The organism is Propionibacterium acidifaciens DSM 21887, from assembly GCF_000426605.1.
Taxonomy (GTDB): domain Bacteria; phylum Actinomycetota; class Actinomycetes; order Propionibacteriales; family Propionibacteriaceae; genus Propionibacterium; species Propionibacterium acidifaciens.
Window position 1 is genome coordinate 24,175 of record NZ_AUFR01000027.1, and the last position, 19,408, is coordinate 43,582.

Sequence of the window (19,408 nt, forward strand, 5' to 3'; positions counted from 1 at the left end):
TGGGGGCTCAACGACCGGTGAAGCGTGGCTGACGGCGTTCGATGCGAGCGCGAGGTCCTTCACTTGCGTCGTCGACGTTCGCCAGGACGGTCTCGTGGAGTTGCTGCTGCGACAGCACGGCTTGGTCGGCACTTTGGTGCTCGGTCTGGGCGCGGAAGGACTTGTAGCAGCCGATGGCGCCCGTAGCGCTGCGGGCCAGGTCCGCTGCCAGGGCCAGAGCGTGCGGCACCAACTCTGTTTCTGCGTGGACGCTGCTGACCAGGCCGATGCGATGCGTCTCGGCGGCGTCCATCCACCGGCTGGTCAGGAAGAGCTCGGTGGCTCGAGGCCAGCCGATGACACGCGGTAGCAGGGCGGCACAGCCTGCGTGGCCGATGGAGAGCACCTTCACCCCGAACCGGGCTGTGTCAGAGCAGAGTCGCAGATCCGCGGCACAGGCGATCTCGAGGCCGGCTCCCGCGACGGTCCCGTTGATCGCGGCGACCACCGGCTGGGGTGCTGCGCGCAGCGCGCTGCAGATCAGCGGGTAGTAGAACTGGCCGCTCTCGTCGGCCGCCGCCGCGCTCAGGTCTTCTGCGCCGGTCAGGGCGAGTACTCCAGCGATGTCGTCCCCGCTGCAGAAGCTGCGTCCAGCTCCGGTGAGCAGCACGGCGCGGACCGAATGGCTGTGCGCGGTCTCTCGCACCGTCTCGAGCAGCGCCTTGCCCAAGCGGGCATCGAGCGAGTTGCCCCGCTCCGGCCGGTTCAGAGTGATCACCCGGATAGGTCCCCGGTCCTCCACGATGAGTACCTCGGACGTCATGCTGCGCCCTCCTGCAGAAGTCGAGTGGCGTTGTCGTGGAGCCAGGCGCGAGCCACCTGGGGGTCGAGGCCCAGCTCGTGGACCTCCGCGGCCACGTGGTGCCGTGGCTTGCGGTGGACCCAGGGCCCCCCGGATCCGAAGAGCACCTGTCCCGCTACGGTGCTGCCCCCGAACTCGATCAGGGGTGCGAACCCGGAGCCAGGCCTGGGCATGCGTGCGGGCCGGTGGGTGGAGATCTCCAGGTACACCTGAGGGTGTCTCTGCATCACCGCCACCATCTCGCGAAGCCAGGGCCAACACCCGTGTCCGGCGACCAGCGTCAGGTCCGGCCAGCGCTCGGCAAGGCGGTCGAACTCCTGCCAGGAGCAGATGTCCATCGCGACGTCGGAGCGCAGGTGCGCGCCGCTGTGCAGCCACACCGGCACACCGATCTCCGACGCGGTTCGGAAGAACCACTCGCACGCGGACGCGCAGGGGCTGATCGCCTCGTCGAAGGGGGAAACCGTGAATCCTCGCGCGCCTTCCTCCACGAGCCTCAGCATGGTGCTGGGCTGGTCAGCCGTCAACGAGATCCCGGCCCACACCTGGGCCCCCGGCACCTCGCGACTGGCCTCGAGCAACCGATGGTTGACGGTCGAGCCGTCGGGAAGCACCTCGGCCATGCCGTGCAGGACCTCTGCGGTGATCCCCTCCTGCTGGTTCTGCTCCGCGCGTTGCGCCGGATCCAGGTCGACCGGCAAATCAGCGACCAGGACGTCCACGACGCGATCCAGGTCGCCCGCGTCCAGCAGCCTGATGACGAGGGCAGGGTCAGCCTGGGCCCACCGGGTCATCAGCGGGGCGAAACGTGTGAGGTAGCGGGGGCCGAACCCGGCCAGGCGCTGGATCAGGGCACGCCAGCTGTCCCGATCCAACCACAGCGCGCAGACGTCCACCACGGGTTCAGGCATGGAGGGATCCGCTCGCGTGCATCTCGCTCGCCAACCGTGGCCAGACCGATTCCAGAGCTGTTCCTGGATGGGTGGGGGAGACTCGCAGCACCGGGCCGAGCGTGAGCCTGACCGGGCTCTCGACGAGCCATCGCACTGTGGCGGCGACGTCCTCTGGGGCGAGCAGTTCTTGGGGGTCGACGCCCACTTTCTCCGGTGGAGCAGCCATCTCCGTGGCGACCCATCCCAGGCAGAGGCAGGCAGACCGGACGCCGGCGTCACCGTTCTCGGCGGCGAGCAGCTCGGTCAGCGCGTTCAGACCTCGCTTGGCCACTGCGTACGGACCGGCGAACGCGTGAGCCTGGAGTCCGCTGACCGATCCGATGTTGATGATCCAGCCGTTTCCCGCGCGGCGCATCGCAGGGATGACTCCACGGGCGAGCTCGAAGGGCACGGTCAGATTGAGGCGCATGGACAGGTCCCAGTGCCGCGGGTCCAGGCTCGCGATCGGTCCGGAGCGGGGGACGGCCGCGTTGTTCACCAGGACTCTCACTGGGCCCCATAGCCCCGTCATGGAGTCCAGCACATGCTGGGTGGCGCCGGGCTGGGCGAGGTCGGTGGTCAGGACCAGAGCCTGGGCGCCTCGGGCCCGGACCTGTTCGGCGACTCGCTCGAGGAGGTCACCACGGCGGGCTACGAGGGCGACATCGTGGCCCGCCTCGGCGAGTTCGAGGGCCACGGCGGCGCCGATGCCGCTGGAGGCGCCGGTGACTAGGGCGATGCTGGACCGGGAAGTCATGATGCGTACTCCTTGACGTGGGGGAGGGGGACTGGGGGCGCAGGACGCAACGTGCTGACGCCACCGCACAGGCGGACTGGACGGCCGGCGAGCATCGCTGAGCCGGGGCGGAGGAGATAGGAGACGACGGCGGCGACCTCGTCCGGGGTGCTGAATCTGCCGGTGGGAACTCGTTCCACGGCGGCCTCGAGGTAGCTGTCGTGCTGCTCCCGGGCCATGGTGGTGTCTGCGACGCCACCGGGAAGCACTGCACCGGCCCGGATGCCGTAGCGCCCATAGGTGACAGCCAGGTAGCTGGTCTGCTGCACCATGGCGGCCTTGCTCGCCGCGTAGCTGGCGAGCCGAGGTCCGGCGACGGTGTCGGCGGAGAGCGAGCCGAGAGCGACCAAGGCGCCGGGACGCTCCGCGGCGCGCCAGCTCTCGGCAGCCAGCTCGGCCAGCGTGGCCCAGGAGAGGTGGTTGAGCTGGAAGAGCTGCTGCCGTTCATGCGCTGAGGACGGGGGATCCAGCTGCAGGGCGCCTGCGCCGTAGACGACGCCGGTGACGGGTGTCGCTGCCAGCTCGGCCCAGAGCTGCTCCGCTCCTCCTGGCTGGGAGAGGTCCGCCGGGACGATGCGGCAAGGGAGACCACGTTCACGCACGGCGCCGGCCAGCTCGGTGAGGTTGTCCTCGGAACGGCCGCTCAGGACGAGGGAACATCCCTGGTCGGCCAGCCGCTCCACGATGGCGCGGCCGATCTTCGAGCTCGCCCCGGTCACTAGGACGGTCTCGTCCTCCTGACGCGGGCCACCGGGCTCCGGCTCGAAGACCGCGGTACGGCTGGACCCGCTGCCCGCGCGCACGAGCGGCCAGGAGAGCCCGCCGTCGAGGGTGAGGGTTTCTCCGACGAGGTTCTCGGGGCCCTGTGCCAGGAAGCGGATCGTTGCTGCCAGATCATCGCGGGTCACGTCTCGCCGGATCGCCAGGAAGCTGCGCAGGTGTCGCAGCTCAGCCTCGGGCAACCGGTGGCCGAGGGCCGGGCAGTACCCGACTCGGCAGATGTTGATCCTCACGCCTCGGGGGGCCAGGTACGAGGCAAGCCTGCGGGCCTCGAGGAGCGTCGCCTCCTGCTCTTCCGCGTCCGAGTTGTCCTCGCCTGGCGGCAGGTGCTCGATGGCGTCGCTGATCAGGACGAGTCGTCCCCCGCCGTGGTCCGCGAGTCGGAGCGCACGGGCGCGCAACGTGCTCGGGGACGTACGGTGCCTGGGCGAGCCGCCTCCGAGATGCTGGTTGCCCAGGTCCCAGTAGCAGGTCGCCTGCGCAGGAACCATCGGGTCGGGCAGGAAGAAGAGCTCCTCCATCCCCTCGGGCACCCAGTCCGTGGCGATGCGAGGGCCGCTCACAGAGCCTCCACGAGGACTGCGCTCGAGACCATCCCGGTGCCGTAGTTGAACGAGAGCGCGTAGCGCAGGTCAGCATCCCGCGGCGCGTCTCCCGTGACCACGTCGAAGGTGCAGTCCGGGTCGACCTCGCGGCATCCGGCGGTCGGACAGAGCTGTTGCCGCTGGAGCATCATCGTGGTCGCGGCCACGCCGAGGACACCCAGCGGTGCTCCCGAGTGGCCGAAGCACGCCTCCTGCGAGCTGACCGGGAGCGTCGCGGCGCGCTCGCCGAAGACCTCGCGCAGGGCGTGGAACTCCATCTTCTGCAGCGAGAGGTCTCCTTCGGCGCCACCGTTGATGTAGTCCACTTGGTCCGGGGTAGCCCCCGCCACGGCCAGGCAGCGACGGGCAGCGGCGACCGCGCCCCAACCCTTCAGGTCCACCGCCATGGCGCTGCGGAGAGGCCCGCGCCTGGTGCTCTGAGCCGTGATCCGCGAGAGGGGCGCAGCCCCGCGCTCGCGGGCGCTGGTCTCGCGCTCGAGGATGATCGTCGCGGCACCGTTCCCCACATTCGGGCCCCCGGGCGCGCGGTCGTAGGGGCGCATCTGGAGAGCGTCCACGACGCCGGTGAACGAACCATCGAGGTCTGCGACGGCGGTCTTGGCCAGCTCCTGGAAATGGGCCATCCGGCCCGGGTCGTAGTGATCGGCACCGGTGACGACCACCAAGTCGGACTCTCCGGTACGAATCAGCTGGAGGGCCGAGCCGATCAGGATGCCGGTGGTCGCGCACGAGGCCGAGAGCGTGAACGCCGGGCCGGTGCTGCTCAGGAGCGTGGCTTGGGCGAGGAAGACGTCCATCGTGTTGCCCGCGAGCATGGTGCGGGCGATCAGGTCGCGCGCGGCCTCGGCAGTGGTGGACGAGTCAGCCGCGAGGGCGTTGCTGTACGCGACCACCGGCTCGTCGAGGCCGTGGCGCCCCGTCAGGACGGCGGCCCCGCTCAGCTCGGGACTCGTTGGGGTCAGCTCGGCCTGGGCGAGCGCCTCCAGCATCGACACCAGCCCGTAGTGCTGAGCGTGGTTGTACTTGTCCAAGTACCGGGCTTTCAGGTCGGGGCAGCGCTCGGAGACGAGGTCCCGGACGTCGCCGGGGACGACCCCGAAGAATCTGCCGTGGTGGTCGAGGTTCACCGCCCCTGTCGACATCTGCTGCCAGGCGTCCTTGCTGGTGCAGGTCGCTGTTCCGGGCCCTGGCAGGCAGAAACCCATGCCGGTGACGACGACGCGGTCCCGGGGCGACTGCTGCGTCTCCTTCGTCTCGTGGGTGCTCACGGATCAGTCCCTCGTCGTCTCGTCGGGCAGGATTCGATAGAGCAGGCAACCGTAGGACCACACACCGCCGCCCAGCGAGGGAGAGGCGATGAGCTCGCCGCGGTGGGCGCGACCCGTCTCCAAAGCTTCGGAGAGCGTCGACGGGATGGACGCGCTGGAGGTGTTTCCGCGGGTGAAGAAGTTGCTGAGGATCTTCGCGGGCGGGAAGGCCAAGCGTTGGCGCAGCCCTTCCTGGAAAGGCTCGGTCGCCGCATGCGGGATGAGCCAGTCGACCTCGTCGTGCCCCAAGTCATTGCGTTCCAAGATCTCCTGGAACGCGTCGGCGATCGCGATCACGGCGAGGTCGTTGAGCTGGCGCTGGCTGCGGACCCAACCGGTGCGGGGATCGACCGTGGTGGTATGGGCCAGCGTACCAGTGGTGTGCATGACCGAGTCGATCAGCCCGTCCCGGCCGTTCCGGGAGAGCACCGCGGCCCCTGCCGCGTCGCTGACCACCAACTCTCCGGTGGACCCCGGCCGGACACGTCGCGAGAAGCGCTCAGAGCCAATCACCACTGCGTGCTGGTAGTCTCCAGCGGACAGGTACATCGCAGCAGTGTGGACGCCGTGGACGAATCCAGCGCAACCCTGGCAGATGTCGAAGGCCAGGGCCTTGTCGGCACCGATCTGCATGGCGATCAGTGGAGCCCACTCCGGGGCGCACCACCGGTCGGTCCAATTGCTCAGGATGAGCAGGTCGACGTCCTTCGGGTCGAGCCCAGCTGCGCGGCACGCCTCCCGCGCGGCCTGCGCTGCCATGTAGCCGACGTCTTCGGTGTCGTCCGCAACGTGGTGCGCCGTGACGCCCCCGGTACGCCCCAGCACCTTCACCTCGTCGGGCGTGGTGCTGATTCCGGAGACCGCGCTGTTCTCCACGCGGCGCCGGGCGAAGTAGTGTCCGAAGCCGCAGAGCTCGAGACCCTTCCCGATCCATCTGCCCTGATGCATGCTCTCCCTGTCCTTACTTCGGAGTCGAAACATCTCGGCTCGGCCAGAACCTGCTCCGCGTCGAACCTAGGCGATCAGGGTCGCGCCCGGACAGTCACGACTAGTACCTCGCCAGGACTTTCCCGGTACTCCGGGTACTGGTACCCGGAGTACCGCGGCCCGGATTTCCGAGTACGTCTCGACTCTGGCTCGGGCGCTCGGGGCGTCTCGACGATGGTTCGGGCTGATTCGGCCTCCCGTACCGGGCGGACGAGGACCTGAGAAAGGGGCAGAGATGAGGAACTACGAGGGAGATCACGTCGTGATCTCCGGGATGGGTGCGATCCTGGCCAACGCAGGTTCTTGCGAAGAGGCCTGGAGGAATCTCCTCAAGGGGCATTGCGGGGTCGACCGGTTCGACTACACCGGGACGGATGGTCTCCTGCACACCGCGCTGGCTGCACAGACCCGGGACACGGATTATCGCGCTCTGCTCCCCGATCTCTCCGAGCGCCATCTGCGCAAATGCTCGAGAGACATCCTGGTCACCATGGCTGCTGCCGAGATGGCGGTGCGGGACGCCTGCCTGTGCGGTGAGACCCCTTCCATCTCTGCCACGATTGAACCGGGGCGGGCAGCGATCTACGCGTCGACCTCCCGGGGGCCGCTCCAATGGTGGCACCAGCACTACACCACGAGCGGCATCGACTGCGGCGGCGCCCTTCAGCCGCACGACGGGATCCTGGCGTCGATGGCCGGCTCACCAGCCACGATGACCGCCATCCGGTTGGGCGTCGTGGGAGAGGTGCTCACGCTGAGCAACGCCTGCATCGGCGGGCACCAGGCCCTGCGGCTGGGAATGGACAGCATCGCGAGCGGTCGTAACGACGTAGCGATCGTCATCGGTCACGAGTTCCCGATCGTGCCCGGCGTGCTGGACATCTACTCCGCGGAGAAGACTTGCGTGCTCTCCCGGGCGGTGGCAGCACCGAACGGGGCCATGAAGCCGTACGACGTCAACCGGGACGGTTTTGTCCTCGGTGAAGGAGCGGTGGTTCTGGTCCTCGAGCGCCAGAATCGTGTGCGTGCTCGAGGCATGTCGGGTTATGCGGTCATCGAGGACGTGATGAGTGCCAGCGAGGCAGCCCATCCCACTCGGATGGACACGAGTGGTTCCTTCATGGCGAAAATGGTCGAGCAGCTGTTGGCGCGGAACGGCAAGACCCCGCGTCACGTCCAGTACGTCTGCGGACACGGCACGGCCACCCGGCTGAACGATCTCGCAGAGGCGCGTGCGCTCACCCGTCTCTACGGAGAGGACCCGAGGACCTCGCCGCCGCTGACCTCGATCAAGCCGGTCTTCGGTCATCTTCTCGGTGCCTCGAGCTTGCTGAACTGCATGGCCACCGCGCTGATGATAAAGAACCAGGTGATCGCGCCGACGGCCAACTGCGCCGAACCGGATCCCGAGTGTCCCCAGGACCACGTCACCGGCGGTCCGCGCGAGACGAGCATCGAGAACGCGCTGTCCTTCGCCTTCGCGATCGGGAGCCTCAGCTCAGTGACCCTGATGCGCAGGGTGGGGGTCTGAGATGGCCGAGTTCCGCACCCCTGATGAACTCGTGGCTCGGTGGATCGAGCCGGAGGATCATGTTCACCTCGCTTCCACCATGTCGCGTCCCAACGCACTGATCCGGGTGCTGGCCAGGACCTTGGCGGGCCGAGCGAGCCTGACGGTGAGCGCCAACGCGATCCATGCGATGGGGCACTGCCTGACGATGGCCGGCGTCGTGGGGCGGGCTCGGACCGCGTTCGTCGGTGACACGATCCCTTCTCCCCGACCGAACGCGATGTACAACCGGCTTCCGTGGGGCGATCCCTACCCCGTGGAGGAGACAAGCCTGCTCTCACTCAACCTTCAGCTCCTGGCAGGAGCGTGCGGCTTGACAGAGATCGCGGTGCCCGCACTCGTCGGGTCAGACCTGGATCCGGACCCGGAGGCCGGGCCAGCGCCACGGACCCTGCCCGCACTGCGCCCTGACGTCACGCTGGTGCATGCTCACTGCGCGGACCGCGCGGGGAACCTGTACCTGTGCGGGCCTTCCGGTGAAGGGATATGGGGGAGCCTGGCTGCTCGACGCGGTGTCCTGGCAACCGTGGAGATCATCGTCGACCAAGCGCCCCGCGGTGGGTGGAGCATCCCTGCTCAACGGGTGCTCGGGATAGCCGTCTGCCCGATGGGCGCGCACCCGCAGGGGCTACCGGCTTTTCCTGAGGTGGGTCTCGCTGGTTACCTCGACGACTCCGAGTTCCTGGTGGACCTGGCTGATGCGTGTGGCACAGAGGAGACCCGTCAGGCCTGGTATCACCGGTGGGTGGAGAGACCTCAAGACCAGGAGGCCTACTTGGTCGCCTTGGGCGAGGAGCGGGCTCGCGAGCTCCTCCTGAACGAGGACGGGACTGGAGAGGCCGGTGATGGCCAAGTCACGGCGAAAGGCTTCTCGTACAGCCTGCGCGAGCTCACGGTGGTGGTGGCGGCACGAGAGATCGTCGAGTTGGTCCGTTCTCGTGGCTACCGCTCCATCCTCACGGGCATCGGGACGGCCCAGCTCGCCTGCTGGCTGGCGGCCGAGCAGCTGCGGGCCGAGGGGGTCGAGATCACGCTCCTCACCGAGCTGGGCATGGTGGACTACCGCCCTGCGGAAGGGGATGGCTTTCTCTTCAGCCAGCACCACGTCGAACGCAGCAGGGTCTGGGCCGGGACGCTGGAAGTCCTGGGTGGGCTGGTCTCGGGCGGGAAGGGTGTCCTCGCCGTGCTGTCGGCCGCGGAGATCGACCCGCAGGGGCGGCTCAACGCGAGCCGACGCGCGACGGGCGAGTTCCTCGTCGGCTCCGGGGGCGCCAACGACATCGTGACCAGCACCGACACCTTGGTGGTGGCGCGCGGCGGTCACGAGCGGCTGGTGGCGGAGGTGGGTTTCGTCACCTGTCCTGGGGAGCGTGTCACCGGGCTGGTGACGGAGCTGGGGCGCTTCCGGCGGTCTCCCGAGGGCGACCTGAGGTTGGCGAGCTGGTGCGGGGCGCAGGTCCCGACCCGGGAGGCGGCAGCATCCGAGGCGCTGCGAAGGACCACCGCCTGGCCCACGCGACCAGGACCGGATCTGGAGCAGGAGGCCCAGCCCTCGCGCGCGGAGCTGGAGGCCCTGCGCGCCTTGCAGGCAGGAACGAGATCGAGGACGAGCGAGCCGAGGAGTGGATCATGAGAATGGGCTCGAACGTCCCCGTGAGGCTGGTAGGGATCGGGCACTACTTCCCAGGAGAGCCGGTGACGAATCGCTTCTTCGAGGAACAGGAGGGGCTCGGTATCGATGATCGTTGGATCGTCGAGCACACGGGGGTCTCCGCACGGCACTGGGCCGGAGATGACGAGCGCCACATGGACCTGGCGGCGCGGGCGGTCCGTATGGCGCTTGCCGATGCCGGAACAGAGGCTTCCGAGGTGGACCTGCTCATCGGGACCACGGCGACGGCTCGCCCGTCGACCAACCCGACGACGCGCGAGAACTCTTACGCCGACCTCAGCCTGCCGCTCCAAGCACAGCTGGGCATGACGAAGGCGGCCTGCTTCGACGTGTCGGCCCTCGCGTGTGCAGGCTTCCTGCACGCCAGCCTGGTGGTCCAGGCCCTCCTGGGGGCCAGCGATGCCCAGACGGCCGTCGTGGCCTGTGCGGAGAGCCCCCGTCCGATCCTCAACCTTCACTACCGCAACAGCGTGCTCTTCGGCGGTGGTGCGGCAGCTGCGGTCTGGACACGAGCGTCATCGGGTGCCTGCAACGACCTCCGCGCCGGCGTCATCGGGTCTGACGGTCGGCACTTCGGAGCCTTCGACATCGATCCGACCGGTGCGGTGATAATGCGAGGCAAAGATGTCAGCGCCTTCGCCCCCGACTGCCTGGTGGATGCGGCGCGGGCCGCCGCCGCCGAGGCGGGGACGCAGGTGCAAGACATCGCCTGGTTCGTCCCGCACCAGGCGAATATCAACCTGATCGACGAGGTGGTCGAGCGCTTGGGCATCGCTCAGGAGCGGGTGGTGACCAACCTCAGTCGACGCGGGAACACCTCCAGCGTCGGAGTTCCGGGGTGCCTCTCGGAGGCCGTCCACGGGGGCGTCATCCGCCCGGGGGACAGCGTCTTGACCTGCAGCGTAGGTCGCGGGTTCAGCTGGGCGGGGATGGTGCTCAGCTACTCCGGAGCGGCGGCAGCGGGGGTGTGGCGTGACGGGCATGCCTGAGCCAGGACGGCCGACCGGGTCGGACCCGCTGGTGATCACCGGGTACGGGCACTACTTCCCCGAGGATCGAAGGGCGCTCGATGGATTTCCGGCGCTGCGTCCCGGACATCCGGAACAGGCAGTGGTCGGTCACGCGGTCCCGAACTCACGGCACGTGTGCGCACCGGGCGAGGGAGTGGAGGAACTGGCCCTGGCTGCTGGGCGGCAAGCGTTGCAGGATGCGGGTCGTCAGCCGAACGAGGTCGACCTGCTGATCCTCTCCTCCTGGACGAACCCGATCCCGTTGCCGGCCCGAGCGCCGGCAGTCGCCGCGCGGCTCGGGTCCTCGCGAGCCCTGGCCTTCGATCTCAACGCAGCCTGTCTGGGTTTCCTGCTCGGCCTGCGACTGGCAGGAGAGCACCTCCGGAGCAACCCCAGCTCGGTGGTGCTCCTGGTGGCTGCAGACCGGTTCAGTCAGAGGGTGCGTCCCGGCAGCCGCGGTGAGCTCGTCTGCGGCGACGGTGCGGGCGCGGTGGTGCTCGAGTCCGGCGCGGCAGAGGGGAGCACCGTGCTGGACGTCGCTCTGCGCTCGGAGGGAGAGCTCGCTGGTGTGGTCACGGTTCGTGGCAAGGGCCAGTGGATCACCAGTCGCGAGGACGTCGCCGAGGTGGCCTCGGGAGCCATGATCGCCCGGGCGACAGAGGTGCTCGAGCGCTGCGGGCTTGGCCTGCCCGATATCGACTGGGCCGTCCCGCACTCCGGGACGGCCCAGGTGCTGGAGAACCTGCACGGCCGTCTGGGGCTTCCCCCGGAGCAGGTGCTCACCAACTACCAGCACCGGGCCAACACCGGGAGCGCCACGATCCCGTCGAGTCTTTCGGAGTTTCGACGCAGTGGCCATCTCCGGGCCGGGGACCTGGTCCTGGCCCCGTCTGTCGGTTCCGGCTGGTACTCCGGGGCCATGCTGCTGAGGATGTGATCCGGGCCATGCCGGAGAGACACGCCGCTCGCCGCGCGGTGGTGGTGGGTGGTAGCCGAGGGATCGGCGCCGCCACCAGCCTTCGCCTCGCTCGTGAGGGCTGGCAGGTGGTCGTCCTGTCACGCGACGAGGAGGTCGGCGGACGCTTGGTGCGACGTGCGGCTGACGTCGGGTGCAGGGGAGTCGAGTGGCGATTCGGTGACGTGACCGACGCAGGACAGATGGATTCTGCCTTCGACAGGCTCCGCGAGGAGGGAGGGGTGTCCGCCTGCGTCGTGACCGCGGGTCGGAACCTTTCGGCGCCCCTACTGCGGCGCACCCCGACAGGCTGGCAGCGGCACGATCCAGAGGCGTGGCGGGAGCTGGTAGACCTCAACCTGACTGGCACCTTCAACGCCGCACGCAGCGCCGCGCCGTTGCTCGCAGAGGCGGGCGACTCGACTCTGGTGCTCCTGTCGAGCTGCTCACGGCATGGGTCGGCAGGCCAAGGGGCGTACTCGGCGACAAAGGCGGCGATCTCCTCGCTCGCTCGCACGTGGGCCTTCGAGTTGGGCCGGCTCGGTATCCGGGTGCTTGCGGTGGCGCCCGGAGTGGTGGACGGAGAGGCCTTGGCCCGCCGTTTCACCGCGGAGCCGATGTATCGGCGGTACATGCAAGATCTCGCAGACCACCAGGCGCTTCCCGGCTTCGTGCCGGAGGAGGAGGTGGCTTCTGCTGTCGCTTTCGCTCTGGAGAGCACGTCGATGACGGGAACCACCCTGGAGATCGACGCGGGCGGCTTCCCGGCTCGGCTGGTTCGCAGCTCCGTCAGGGGTCGATGAGACCGACGCGTATCGCATAGCGTGTCAGCTCCACCCGGTTGGTGAGGCCCAGCTTGGTCAGGATCCGGCTCCGATGACGCTCCACCGTCTTCTCGCTGAGGAAGAGCTCCTCCGAGATCTGCCGTCCAGACCATCCCTCCGCGATGAGCGCGAGGACGTCGCGTTCGCGCTCGGTCAGGATAGCGTGGTCACCGTTGATGAGGTGCTGCTTGAGCAGGGTGCGGATCGTGCCGGTGAACAGGACCGGCTCGTCCCTGAAGGCTGCGAGGCAGGCTTCGGCGAGGTCTTCGCCGCTCACCGACTTGTGCACGAAGCCGGAGGCTCCGACCCTGAGTGCTTCGAAGAGATAGGGATCGCTCTGGTTGATCGACATGAGAAGAACCCGTGTGCGGGGCGACGCGGCGGAGATCATCCGGCTGGCCTCGAAACCGGACAGGCCCGGCATTGAGACGTCGAGGAGCGCCAGGTCGGCCCGGTGGGTCTGTACCGCCTGCACCGCCCGCGCCCCATCCTCGCACTCAGCCACGACCTCCAGCCGAGGGTCATTGTCCAGCATCAGACGGACGCCTTGGCGCAGCATGGCATGATCATCGGCCAAGACGATGCGGACGGGTCCGCTCGCGGCGGTCACGGCTCGGTCCTCACAGATCCGGATGAGGGCGGGAGAGGAACTCGCACTTCGACGCTCGTACCGATGTCGGGGATGGCCACGATCGAGAGCTCACCGTGTATCATGGCGGCGCGTTCCTGCATGCCCTGCTGTCCGCTGCCCGGTGTGCCGGTCCGGCCGGTCCCGTCGTCCCGGATGCTCAACAGCAGTCGGTCTGCGTGCTCGCAGAGAACCATGGTCGCTCGTGTCGCGTGTGCATGGCGCACGACGTTGGTCACTGCCTCTTGGGCGATCCGGTACAGCGCGAGCTCGGTGTTCGGCGGCCAACGTCTGGGGCTGGGGCTTCGCTGCAGGCTGCAAGTGAGCTGGAGGTCGGTGGTCTCGTTGATCCGGTGGCAGAGCTCGCGCAGCGCGGGGACGAGCCCGAGGTCGTCTAGCGAGCCGGGACGGAGCCGGGTGGATATCGTCCGCACCGTGTCGAGCGTCTCGCGGAGGGTACTGCTGAGCGCACTCATCTCCGGGTCGGGGGCGTGCAGAGCAGAGCCGTTGATGCTTGCGGAGCGCACTTGGTGGAGCGCGAGGGTAAGGCTCTGACCGACCTCGTCGTGCAGCTCTCTGGCGATGCGGCGCCGCTCGGACTCCTGAGCCTCAAGGGCGAGAAGGGCCGCGTGATGCCGTTGCCGGCCCATGCGGGTCACGAGCAGGTTGAATTCGGACGCCAGTCGGCCCACCTCGTCGTCACGGTAGACGCGCACGGGCATGTTCGGCCGCTCGGTGCTCTCCTGCAAGGCGGTGTGCAGCTCGCGCAGAGGGTCGAGGCTGCTGCTGACCAGCAGCGCGGAGATCGTGAGCGCGACGAGTGAGCCGAGCGCCGTCAGCGCCAGCCCCAGCGTGACGTTGCCCGGTTGATTCCAGACCGCGACGATGACGACCGCTGCCGCAATGAGGCATGTCACCAGCGGAGGAAGATACAGGCGCCAGAAAAGTGACATCATTATTATTCTAGCAAATGTCGAAAGCCTCTCGGGGGCGCCGAGCCAGCTCTTGTGCCACGAAGTTTTCTAGGGAGTGGCCGATCACCGCGCCCGATCCTTCCCGATCTCGTCGAGGAGGTGGGGGACGTCTCCGACGAGGTCCATCGGCTCGGTGGACTCGCACCCGGGCGGCCGTCGTGCCCGCGCAGGTCGAGCACGAGGCTGCGGCAGCCCGCCTCGACGAGGGGCGGGGATCTGTGGGTCGGACATGTGGTGGTCCATCCCGGCGTCATGGAGCATCACGATCAGCGGACCGTCGCGAGGTCCGGTCTGGACCGGGCAGCCTGATCGAGGGCAACGAGGCTGACGGGGGAACGGGGGCAGGGGGAGAGCGCACGGCGCGGAGTGTGGACGGTGGCGGGGCGGCGGTCGTTCTTGGGCCCTGCTCCTTTCAGGATTGGGGGTAAACCCCCTGTTCGTCGTGTCGTTTCCTCGGGAGGATGTCTGTGGTGAGCGGAACCGGGCCAGCACGAGGAGCCGATGCATGCAGGGCGTGGGAAGCGGTCGAAGGACTTCGATGAGACGTCGGGAGGACACGGTGGTGGCTGCTGCGGTGGTCGATACTCGGCCGACAGCGCGGATCGGGGCGATGAGTGTGCTCGAGAAGCAGTGGCCCACTTGGCAGGTCTTTTCAGCGTCATCGGAGGAGGAGTTCGGCCGTCTCGCCGGGGAGCAGCATTTCGATCTCGTGCTCACCGATCTGCACCTGCAGCGGAACCTCGACGGCTTGGACCTGTGCAGGTTCGCCAAGCGGTCCTGGGAGGGGACATCGACCCTTGTCTTCGCCGAGGACCAGGACCCGGACACGATCCTCGCCGCCATTACCTCGCGGGTCGTGGACGGGATAGTGCAGCGGACGGCGTGCGTCTCGAGCCTGGTCAGCGCCATCGCCTCGGTGCTGGAGGGTTATCAGGCCTGGCGGTTCGATGCCCCGACGCCGGGGAACGCCCTTCCCAACGAGCCCGGACCGGCCGATCTGACTCGGCGTGAACGCACCATCCTCGTCCTGCTGTGCAGGCGGTGGAGCAACCGGGAGATCGCGCAGGAGCTGCACCTAGCGGAGCAGACCGTCAAGAACAACCTCAGCACCATCTACGGCAAGCTCGGCGTCAATGGTCGAACAGAGTTCTATGCCAGTGCCAAGGGGCAGGATCTGCCCATTTACCACGTCTCCTCGGAGGTGATCTCTGTATGACCACTCCTCTTCTTGAGTGCGTCTCCCTGACCAAGCGGTTCGGTGACCTCACCGCGGTCGACAGTGTCGACTTGGCGGTGTACCCCGGGCAGGTCTTGGGTTATGCCGGACCGAACGGAGCCGGGAAGACCACGACCATCCGGATGATGATGGGCCTCACCCGGCCGACCGAGGGCCGCGTCAGGATCCTCGGTCAGGACCCTTTTGCCACGCCACGGGTGCGGCGGCGGGTCGCGTACCTGCCGGCCGAGCTCCACTTGGACAGTCATCTGACCGTGGCCCAGACGCTCGATTTCTGGGCGCGGGTGCGTTCTGACGTCGATCCTGCCTATCGGGACGAGCTGTGCCAGAGGCTGGCTCTGGACCCGAGCCGCACCACCCGCAACCTCTCGACTGGCAACAAGCGCAAGATCGGGCTCGTCGGAGTCTTCATGGGCCGGCCCGACCTGCTGATTCTGGACGAGCCGACGAGCGGCTTGGACCCCCTGCTGCAGGAGGAGTTCCAGACCATGGTCAACGAGTGCAAGTTCCGCGGTCAGGCGGTGCTGCTGTCCTCGCACATCCTCTCCGAGATCGAGGCCGTCGCAGACTCGGTGGCGGTGATCCGTGCCGGTCAGATCCTCGCACGCGGTCCGATGTCGGAGCTGCTCCAGCGCTCCGATCGTCATGTGCGGGTCCGGCTGAACGCACCGGCAGTGATCCCGCAGTCGATCAAGCAGCTTCCGGGGCTGCAGTCGGCCGAACTGCTCTCCAGCGACGTCATTGATATCGTCTGGCGCGGTCCGGTCAAGCCGTTGCTGCAGGAGCTGGTCCGCCTGCCAGTCGACAGCATCCTGGCGCCCGAACCAAACCTGGGTGAGGCGTTCATGTCCTTCTACTCGCAGGGGTCCGGCGCAATGCCGGCCGCCGAGACGGCCTAGAGGAGGTTCAGCAGATGTCACTTTCATACCTGAGGTTGACCCGGCACTCGTTGCGGACTCAGCGCCGTACCCTGCTGGTCTGGGTCGTCGCCATCTTCCTGCTCGGGCTGCTGACCGTGACGGTCTGGCCGTCCATGAAGGACAACGATGCCTTGTCGAGCTTCTCGGAGGGGTTGCCACCTGACCTTGCCGCCTCCCTCGGAATGACGGACATGACCACCCCCAGCGGGTATCTCATGGGCAACCTGTACGCGATGCTGGTGCCCCTGCTCTTGGCGGTGGCGGGCATCGCCACGGTGTCCTCCTCTGTGAGTCGGGACGAGTACGACGGGCGTCTGGAGGTGCTCTTCACCTTCGCGGTGTCCCGGGCGACGATTCTGCTCGCTCGCCTCACGGCGGCGTGCCTCCTGGTCCTGGGGACCTCCTTGGCGCTGTTCGCCGCGGTCGTGGTGGGCCGGCAGTTCTTCGAGGTGGACGTCCCTTGGAGGGGGCTGTTGGCGATCACCCTGGTCACCTTGTTGTTCGCCGTGTTCCATGCCTGCCTCACCTATGGGTTCGCAGCGTGTGGTGCTCCGCCGGCGGTCAGTCTCGGCGTGCCGCTCGTCGTCCTCGTCGGCGGCTACATGCTCCGCTCGCTGGCCCCCCTGGTGGAGGGGACGGATGATCTGCGACGCCTCTCGCCCTGGGAGTGGGCTCTGGCAGAGGACCCACTGGCTGGAGATGTGTCTGGCGGAGGGCTGCTCCTGCTGGTCCTGCTCGCGGTGGTCGCCGTGGTGATCGGTACCGTCGTCGTCGTGAGGCGTGATGTGCATGCGCCGTGAGACGCAGCCGGAGACTTCCGGCCCATGCCCGTTGGACGGAGTGCGTGTCCTGGAGCTGGGGGGCATCGGTCCGGTGCCCTTCTGCGGGCTCCTGCTGACCCAGCTAGGGGCGGATGTGGTGCGGGTGGACCGGCCGGGGGGCGTGCCGTCGCCGCTGACTTCCCTCGCCGGTTTCGCCGAGGCAGATCCGCTGGCCGCCGGCCGCCGGTCGGTGGAGGTGGATTTGAAGTCCTCCTCCGGCGTACAGACGGTGGTCGCACTCGCAAGCAGGGCGGACATCCTCATCGAGGGCTGGCGCCCTGGGGTCGCGGAGCGGCTTGGGGTTGGTCCCGCTGCGTGCCATGAGGCCAACCCTGCACTGGTCTACGGGCGGATGACCGGGTGGGGGCAGAGCGGGCCCCTGTCGGCCTCCGCGGGGCACGACATCAACTACGTAGCCCTGACTGGGCTGCTGAGTGCGATCGGCCCGGCCGATGGCGGCCCCGTGGTGCCGCTGAACCTGCTCGGAGACTTCGGCGGGGGCGCGATGTACTTGGCGGTCGGTGTACTTGCTGCCCTCCACCGCGCACGCCGGACGGGCCGCGGGGACGTGGTGGACGCCGCGATCGTGGATGGCGTCAGTCACCTGAGCACGATGGTCCATGGGCTTGCTGCTGCCGGGTTCTGGCAGGAGGGGCGAGGCCGCAACGTCGTGGACGGTTCCCTGCCGTACTACACGGTCTACGAGACCGCTGACGGAAAGCACATGGCGGTCGGTGCGCTGGAGCAGCGCTTCTTCGAGGAGATGTGCAGGGTCTTGGAGATCGAGGTTCCGCCGAACCGCGAGGATCCGCAGATGCACTCTGAGCTGCGTGAGCGTCTGGCGAGGCGGTTCCGGGAACGTTCGCAGGCCGAGTGGGAGAGGCTCTTCAGCGGTGTGGACGCCTGCGTGTCTCCCGTACGCAGCCTGGTCGAGGCTCGACGGGACTCGCACCTGCGAGCCAGGGGCGTGTTCGCCCAGCCCGGTGCCGCGGTGCCCGCCGCTGCCCCTCGGTTCTCATGCTCCATGGCGCAGCCGGTCGCTGCCCCGCCCCGCCCTGGGCAGCACCAGACGGAGGTGTTCCAGGAGTGGGGCGTCGCCGTGCCCGAGGCTGGCCGAGGTGCAGCGGAGCACAGCGGAGGGAAGGGATGAACAGCAGGGAGATTCTGTGCGAGAAGGACGGCCCGGTCGTCGTCGTCACGCTCAACCGCCCCGAGGTGCACAACGCGCTCTCGACCGCGATGATCCATGATCTGGTTGCCATCGCCGAGGAGTACGACCGGGACGAGTCGGCACGGGCACTGCTGATCACCGGTGCGGGCGACCGAGCCTTCTGCGCGGGCCGGGACCTGCGGCTCGGTCACGAGCGGGGGGTCGGGGAGCGCCACGATGCCTACAGCCCTGAGCAGCGGCTCTTCTCAGAGGTCGGGAAGCCCATCATCGCAGCGGTCAATGGCGCAGCCATCGGCGGGGGAGCGGAGGTGCTACTGGGGACTGATCTGCGCGTGATGAGCGAGCGTGCCGTCATCGCCCTGCCCGAGGCAACCCTCGGCCTGGTCCCCTACGGCGGTGCGCACGTGAGGCTGCCCCAGCAGATCCCATGGGCGCACGCCATGGAGATGCTTCTCACGGGCCGGCGTTATTCCGCGCAGGAGGCCTTTCGGCTGGGCCTGGTCAACTGCGTGGTGCCGCCGGAAGAGGTGCGCGATCGCGCGATGGGGCTCGCTGCCAGGATTGCGCAGAACGCGCCGGTTGCTCTGCGCAAGATCAAGGAGGCTGTCCGTGCTGCGTACAACCTCAGCTTCCGAGACGCCTTCCACGTCGAGTGGCAGATCGCGACCGAGGCGCTGGCCACCCAGGACGCGCAGGAGGGTGTCGCTGCATTCCTCGAGAAGCGCGAGCCCGTGTTCCGGGGGAGGTAGCGTGCCGGTTCCTCAGCGGCACGACGCTGGCAGCCCGAGCCCGGTGGTATGGCCGTCATGAAACAAGATCGTTTCTGGTTTCGCGGGGTGGGAGGTGTTCGAAGTCGTGGTCGAAGGCGCGGCCGGTGACGTATGGGGCGGATGCGCCGAGGGTTTGTTTGTTTGGAGTGATTGGTGTTTTTCGGACAGTGGGTGAAATGATCGTGAGGTAGAATTAGATCATGTCGGCACCGAAATATAGTGCGGGGTTTGAGGAACAAGTCGTTCTCGGGATCGTCCGGGGGTCCGGGCCGGTGGCCGGGGTGGCCGGATCGTACGGTCTTGTGGCGCAGACAGTCGGGAACTGGGTCGCAGGATGGCGGGGGGCACCCCGGCCTCAGCGCTGATGCCATGACCGCGGAAGAGCACGCCGAGATCAAACGTCTGAAGGCAGAGCTCCGGGAAGCCCGCATGGAAAACGAGTTCCTGGAAGAAGCGGCGGCCTTCTTCGCCCGGGAGTCCGGGTGAGCGCGGAACACCGCCGCATCCACCGCGAAGAAGGCAACTACGGCTGACATGAAACGAAACCGTATTTTTCGTGGATTTCCTGTGCCGTTTCGGATATGATTGGAACATGCAGGTTGAGGTCA

Annotated in this window: 18 protein-coding genes and 1 pseudogene; 11 read left to right on the forward strand and 8 right to left on the reverse strand. The window is 67.9% G+C overall.

Going from position 1 to position 19,408, the window contains the following annotated elements; genetic code table 11:
- Nucleotides 1-7: 7 nt before the first annotated feature.
- The 6 genes from K336_RS0109595 to K336_RS0109620 are packed head-to-tail and all read right to left on the reverse strand — an operon-like array spanning nt 8 to nt 6,209.
- Nucleotides 8-802, reverse strand: a complete 795-nt coding sequence (locus K336_RS0109595; RefSeq protein ID WP_021797837.1) for an enoyl-CoA hydratase/isomerase family protein — start codon at nt 800-802, stop codon at nt 8-10.
- Complete coding sequence (locus K336_RS15755; RefSeq protein ID WP_051245608.1) at nt 799-1,752, reverse strand: amidohydrolase family protein; 954 nt, start codon at nt 1,750-1,752, stop codon at nt 799-801. The genes K336_RS0109595 and K336_RS15755 overlap by 4 nt, the downstream gene beginning before the upstream one ends.
- Nucleotides 1,745-2,530 (reverse strand): SDR family NAD(P)-dependent oxidoreductase, encoded by a 786-nt coding sequence (locus K336_RS17115; protein WP_081660744.1) that lies wholly within the window; start codon nt 2,528-2,530, stop codon nt 1,745-1,747. The genes K336_RS15755 and K336_RS17115 overlap by 8 nt, the downstream gene beginning before the upstream one ends.
- On the reverse strand, nt 2,527-3,912 hold the full coding sequence (locus tag K336_RS0109610; RefSeq protein ID WP_021797850.1) for an SDR family oxidoreductase: 1,386 nt from the start codon (nt 3,910-3,912) through the stop codon (nt 2,527-2,529). The genes K336_RS17115 and K336_RS0109610 overlap by 4 nt, the downstream gene beginning before the upstream one ends.
- A complete protein-coding gene (locus K336_RS15765; protein WP_051245615.1) occupies nt 3,909-5,222 on the reverse strand; it encodes a beta-ketoacyl synthase N-terminal-like domain-containing protein in 1,314 nt (437 codons plus the stop codon). The genes K336_RS0109610 and K336_RS15765 overlap by 4 nt, the downstream gene beginning before the upstream one ends.
- A gap of 3 nt (nt 5,223-5,225) precedes the next feature.
- Nucleotides 5,226-6,209 (reverse strand): ketoacyl-ACP synthase III, encoded by a 984-nt coding sequence (locus K336_RS0109620; RefSeq protein WP_028706908.1) that lies wholly within the window; start codon nt 6,207-6,209, stop codon nt 5,226-5,228.
- A 274-nt stretch (nt 6,210-6,483) separates the two neighbouring features.
- Between K336_RS0109620 and K336_RS0109625 the strand changes: the two genes are divergently transcribed.
- The 6 genes and pseudogenes from K336_RS0109625 to K336_RS15780 all read left to right on the forward strand — a co-directional run bounded on the left by K336_RS0109625 (nt 6,484) and on the right by K336_RS15780 (nt 12,258).
- Nucleotides 6,484-7,779, forward strand: coding sequence for a beta-ketoacyl-[acyl-carrier-protein] synthase family protein (locus tag K336_RS0109625; RefSeq protein WP_028706909.1), 1,296 nt, complete (start codon nt 6,484-6,486; stop codon nt 7,777-7,779).
- A 1-nt stretch (nt 7,780) separates the two neighbouring features.
- Nucleotides 7,781-8,302: pseudogene (locus K336_RS20210) on the forward strand (CoA-transferase); the annotation flags it as partial.
- A 261-nt stretch (nt 8,303-8,563) separates the two neighbouring features.
- Nucleotides 8,564-9,451, forward strand: coding sequence for a hypothetical protein (locus K336_RS19775; RefSeq protein WP_233418749.1), 888 nt, complete (start codon nt 8,564-8,566; stop codon nt 9,449-9,451).
- 62 nt (nt 9,452-9,513) lie between these two features.
- Complete coding sequence (locus K336_RS15775) at nt 9,514-10,479, forward strand: ketoacyl-ACP synthase III (RefSeq protein WP_211223484.1); 966 nt, start codon at nt 9,514-9,516, stop codon at nt 10,477-10,479.
- Entirely contained in the window at nt 10,472-11,437 is a 966-nt protein-coding gene (locus tag K336_RS0109640; RefSeq protein WP_155945055.1) for a 3-oxoacyl-[acyl-carrier-protein] synthase III C-terminal domain-containing protein, read from the forward strand. Before K336_RS15775 ends, K336_RS0109640 begins: the two co-directional genes overlap by 8 nt.
- Nucleotides 11,438-11,445: 8 nt before the next feature.
- Nucleotides 11,446-12,258 (forward strand): SDR family NAD(P)-dependent oxidoreductase, encoded by an 813-nt coding sequence (locus K336_RS15780; RefSeq protein WP_123825925.1) that lies wholly within the window; start codon nt 11,446-11,448, stop codon nt 12,256-12,258.
- Here the strand turns inward: K336_RS15780 and K336_RS0109650 are convergent.
- Entirely contained in the window at nt 12,245-12,889 is a 645-nt protein-coding gene (locus K336_RS0109650; protein ID WP_021797855.1) for a response regulator transcription factor, read from the reverse strand. The two genes, K336_RS15780 and K336_RS0109650, sit on opposite strands and share 14 nt — an antisense overlap.
- The gene (locus K336_RS15785; RefSeq protein ID WP_162142596.1) at nt 12,886-13,860 is read right to left on the reverse strand and encodes a sensor histidine kinase; all 975 of its coding nucleotides are present in this window, start codon (nt 13,858-13,860) and stop codon (nt 12,886-12,888) included. Before K336_RS15785 ends, K336_RS0109650 begins: the two co-directional genes overlap by 4 nt.
- A gap of 583 nt (nt 13,861-14,443) precedes the next feature.
- Here K336_RS15785 and K336_RS0109660 point away from each other — a divergent pair.
- The 5 genes from K336_RS0109660 to K336_RS0109680 are packed head-to-tail and all read left to right on the forward strand — an operon-like array spanning nt 14,444 to nt 18,779.
- On the forward strand, nt 14,444-15,097 hold the full coding sequence (locus K336_RS0109660) for a response regulator transcription factor (RefSeq protein WP_162142597.1): 654 nt from the start codon (nt 14,444-14,446) through the stop codon (nt 15,095-15,097).
- A complete protein-coding gene (locus K336_RS0109665) occupies nt 15,094-16,017 on the forward strand; it encodes an ABC transporter ATP-binding protein (protein ID WP_028706912.1) in 924 nt (307 codons plus the stop codon). Before K336_RS0109660 ends, K336_RS0109665 begins: the two co-directional genes overlap by 4 nt.
- Before the next feature lie 14 nt (nt 16,018-16,031).
- The gene (locus tag K336_RS0109670) at nt 16,032-16,838 is read left to right on the forward strand and encodes an ABC transporter permease subunit (protein ID WP_028706913.1); all 807 of its coding nucleotides are present in this window, start codon (nt 16,032-16,034) and stop codon (nt 16,836-16,838) included.
- A 40-nt stretch (nt 16,839-16,878) separates the two neighbouring features.
- Nucleotides 16,879-18,009: a CaiB/BaiF CoA transferase family protein gene (locus K336_RS15790; RefSeq protein ID WP_043121983.1), complete on the forward strand. Its 1,131-nt coding sequence runs from the start codon at nt 16,879-16,881 to the stop codon at nt 18,007-18,009.
- Nucleotides 18,006-18,779: an enoyl-CoA hydratase/isomerase family protein gene (locus K336_RS0109680; protein WP_021797865.1), complete on the forward strand. Its 774-nt coding sequence runs from the start codon at nt 18,006-18,008 to the stop codon at nt 18,777-18,779. The genes K336_RS15790 and K336_RS0109680 overlap by 4 nt, the downstream gene beginning before the upstream one ends.
- Nucleotides 18,780-19,408 lie beyond the last annotated feature (629 nt).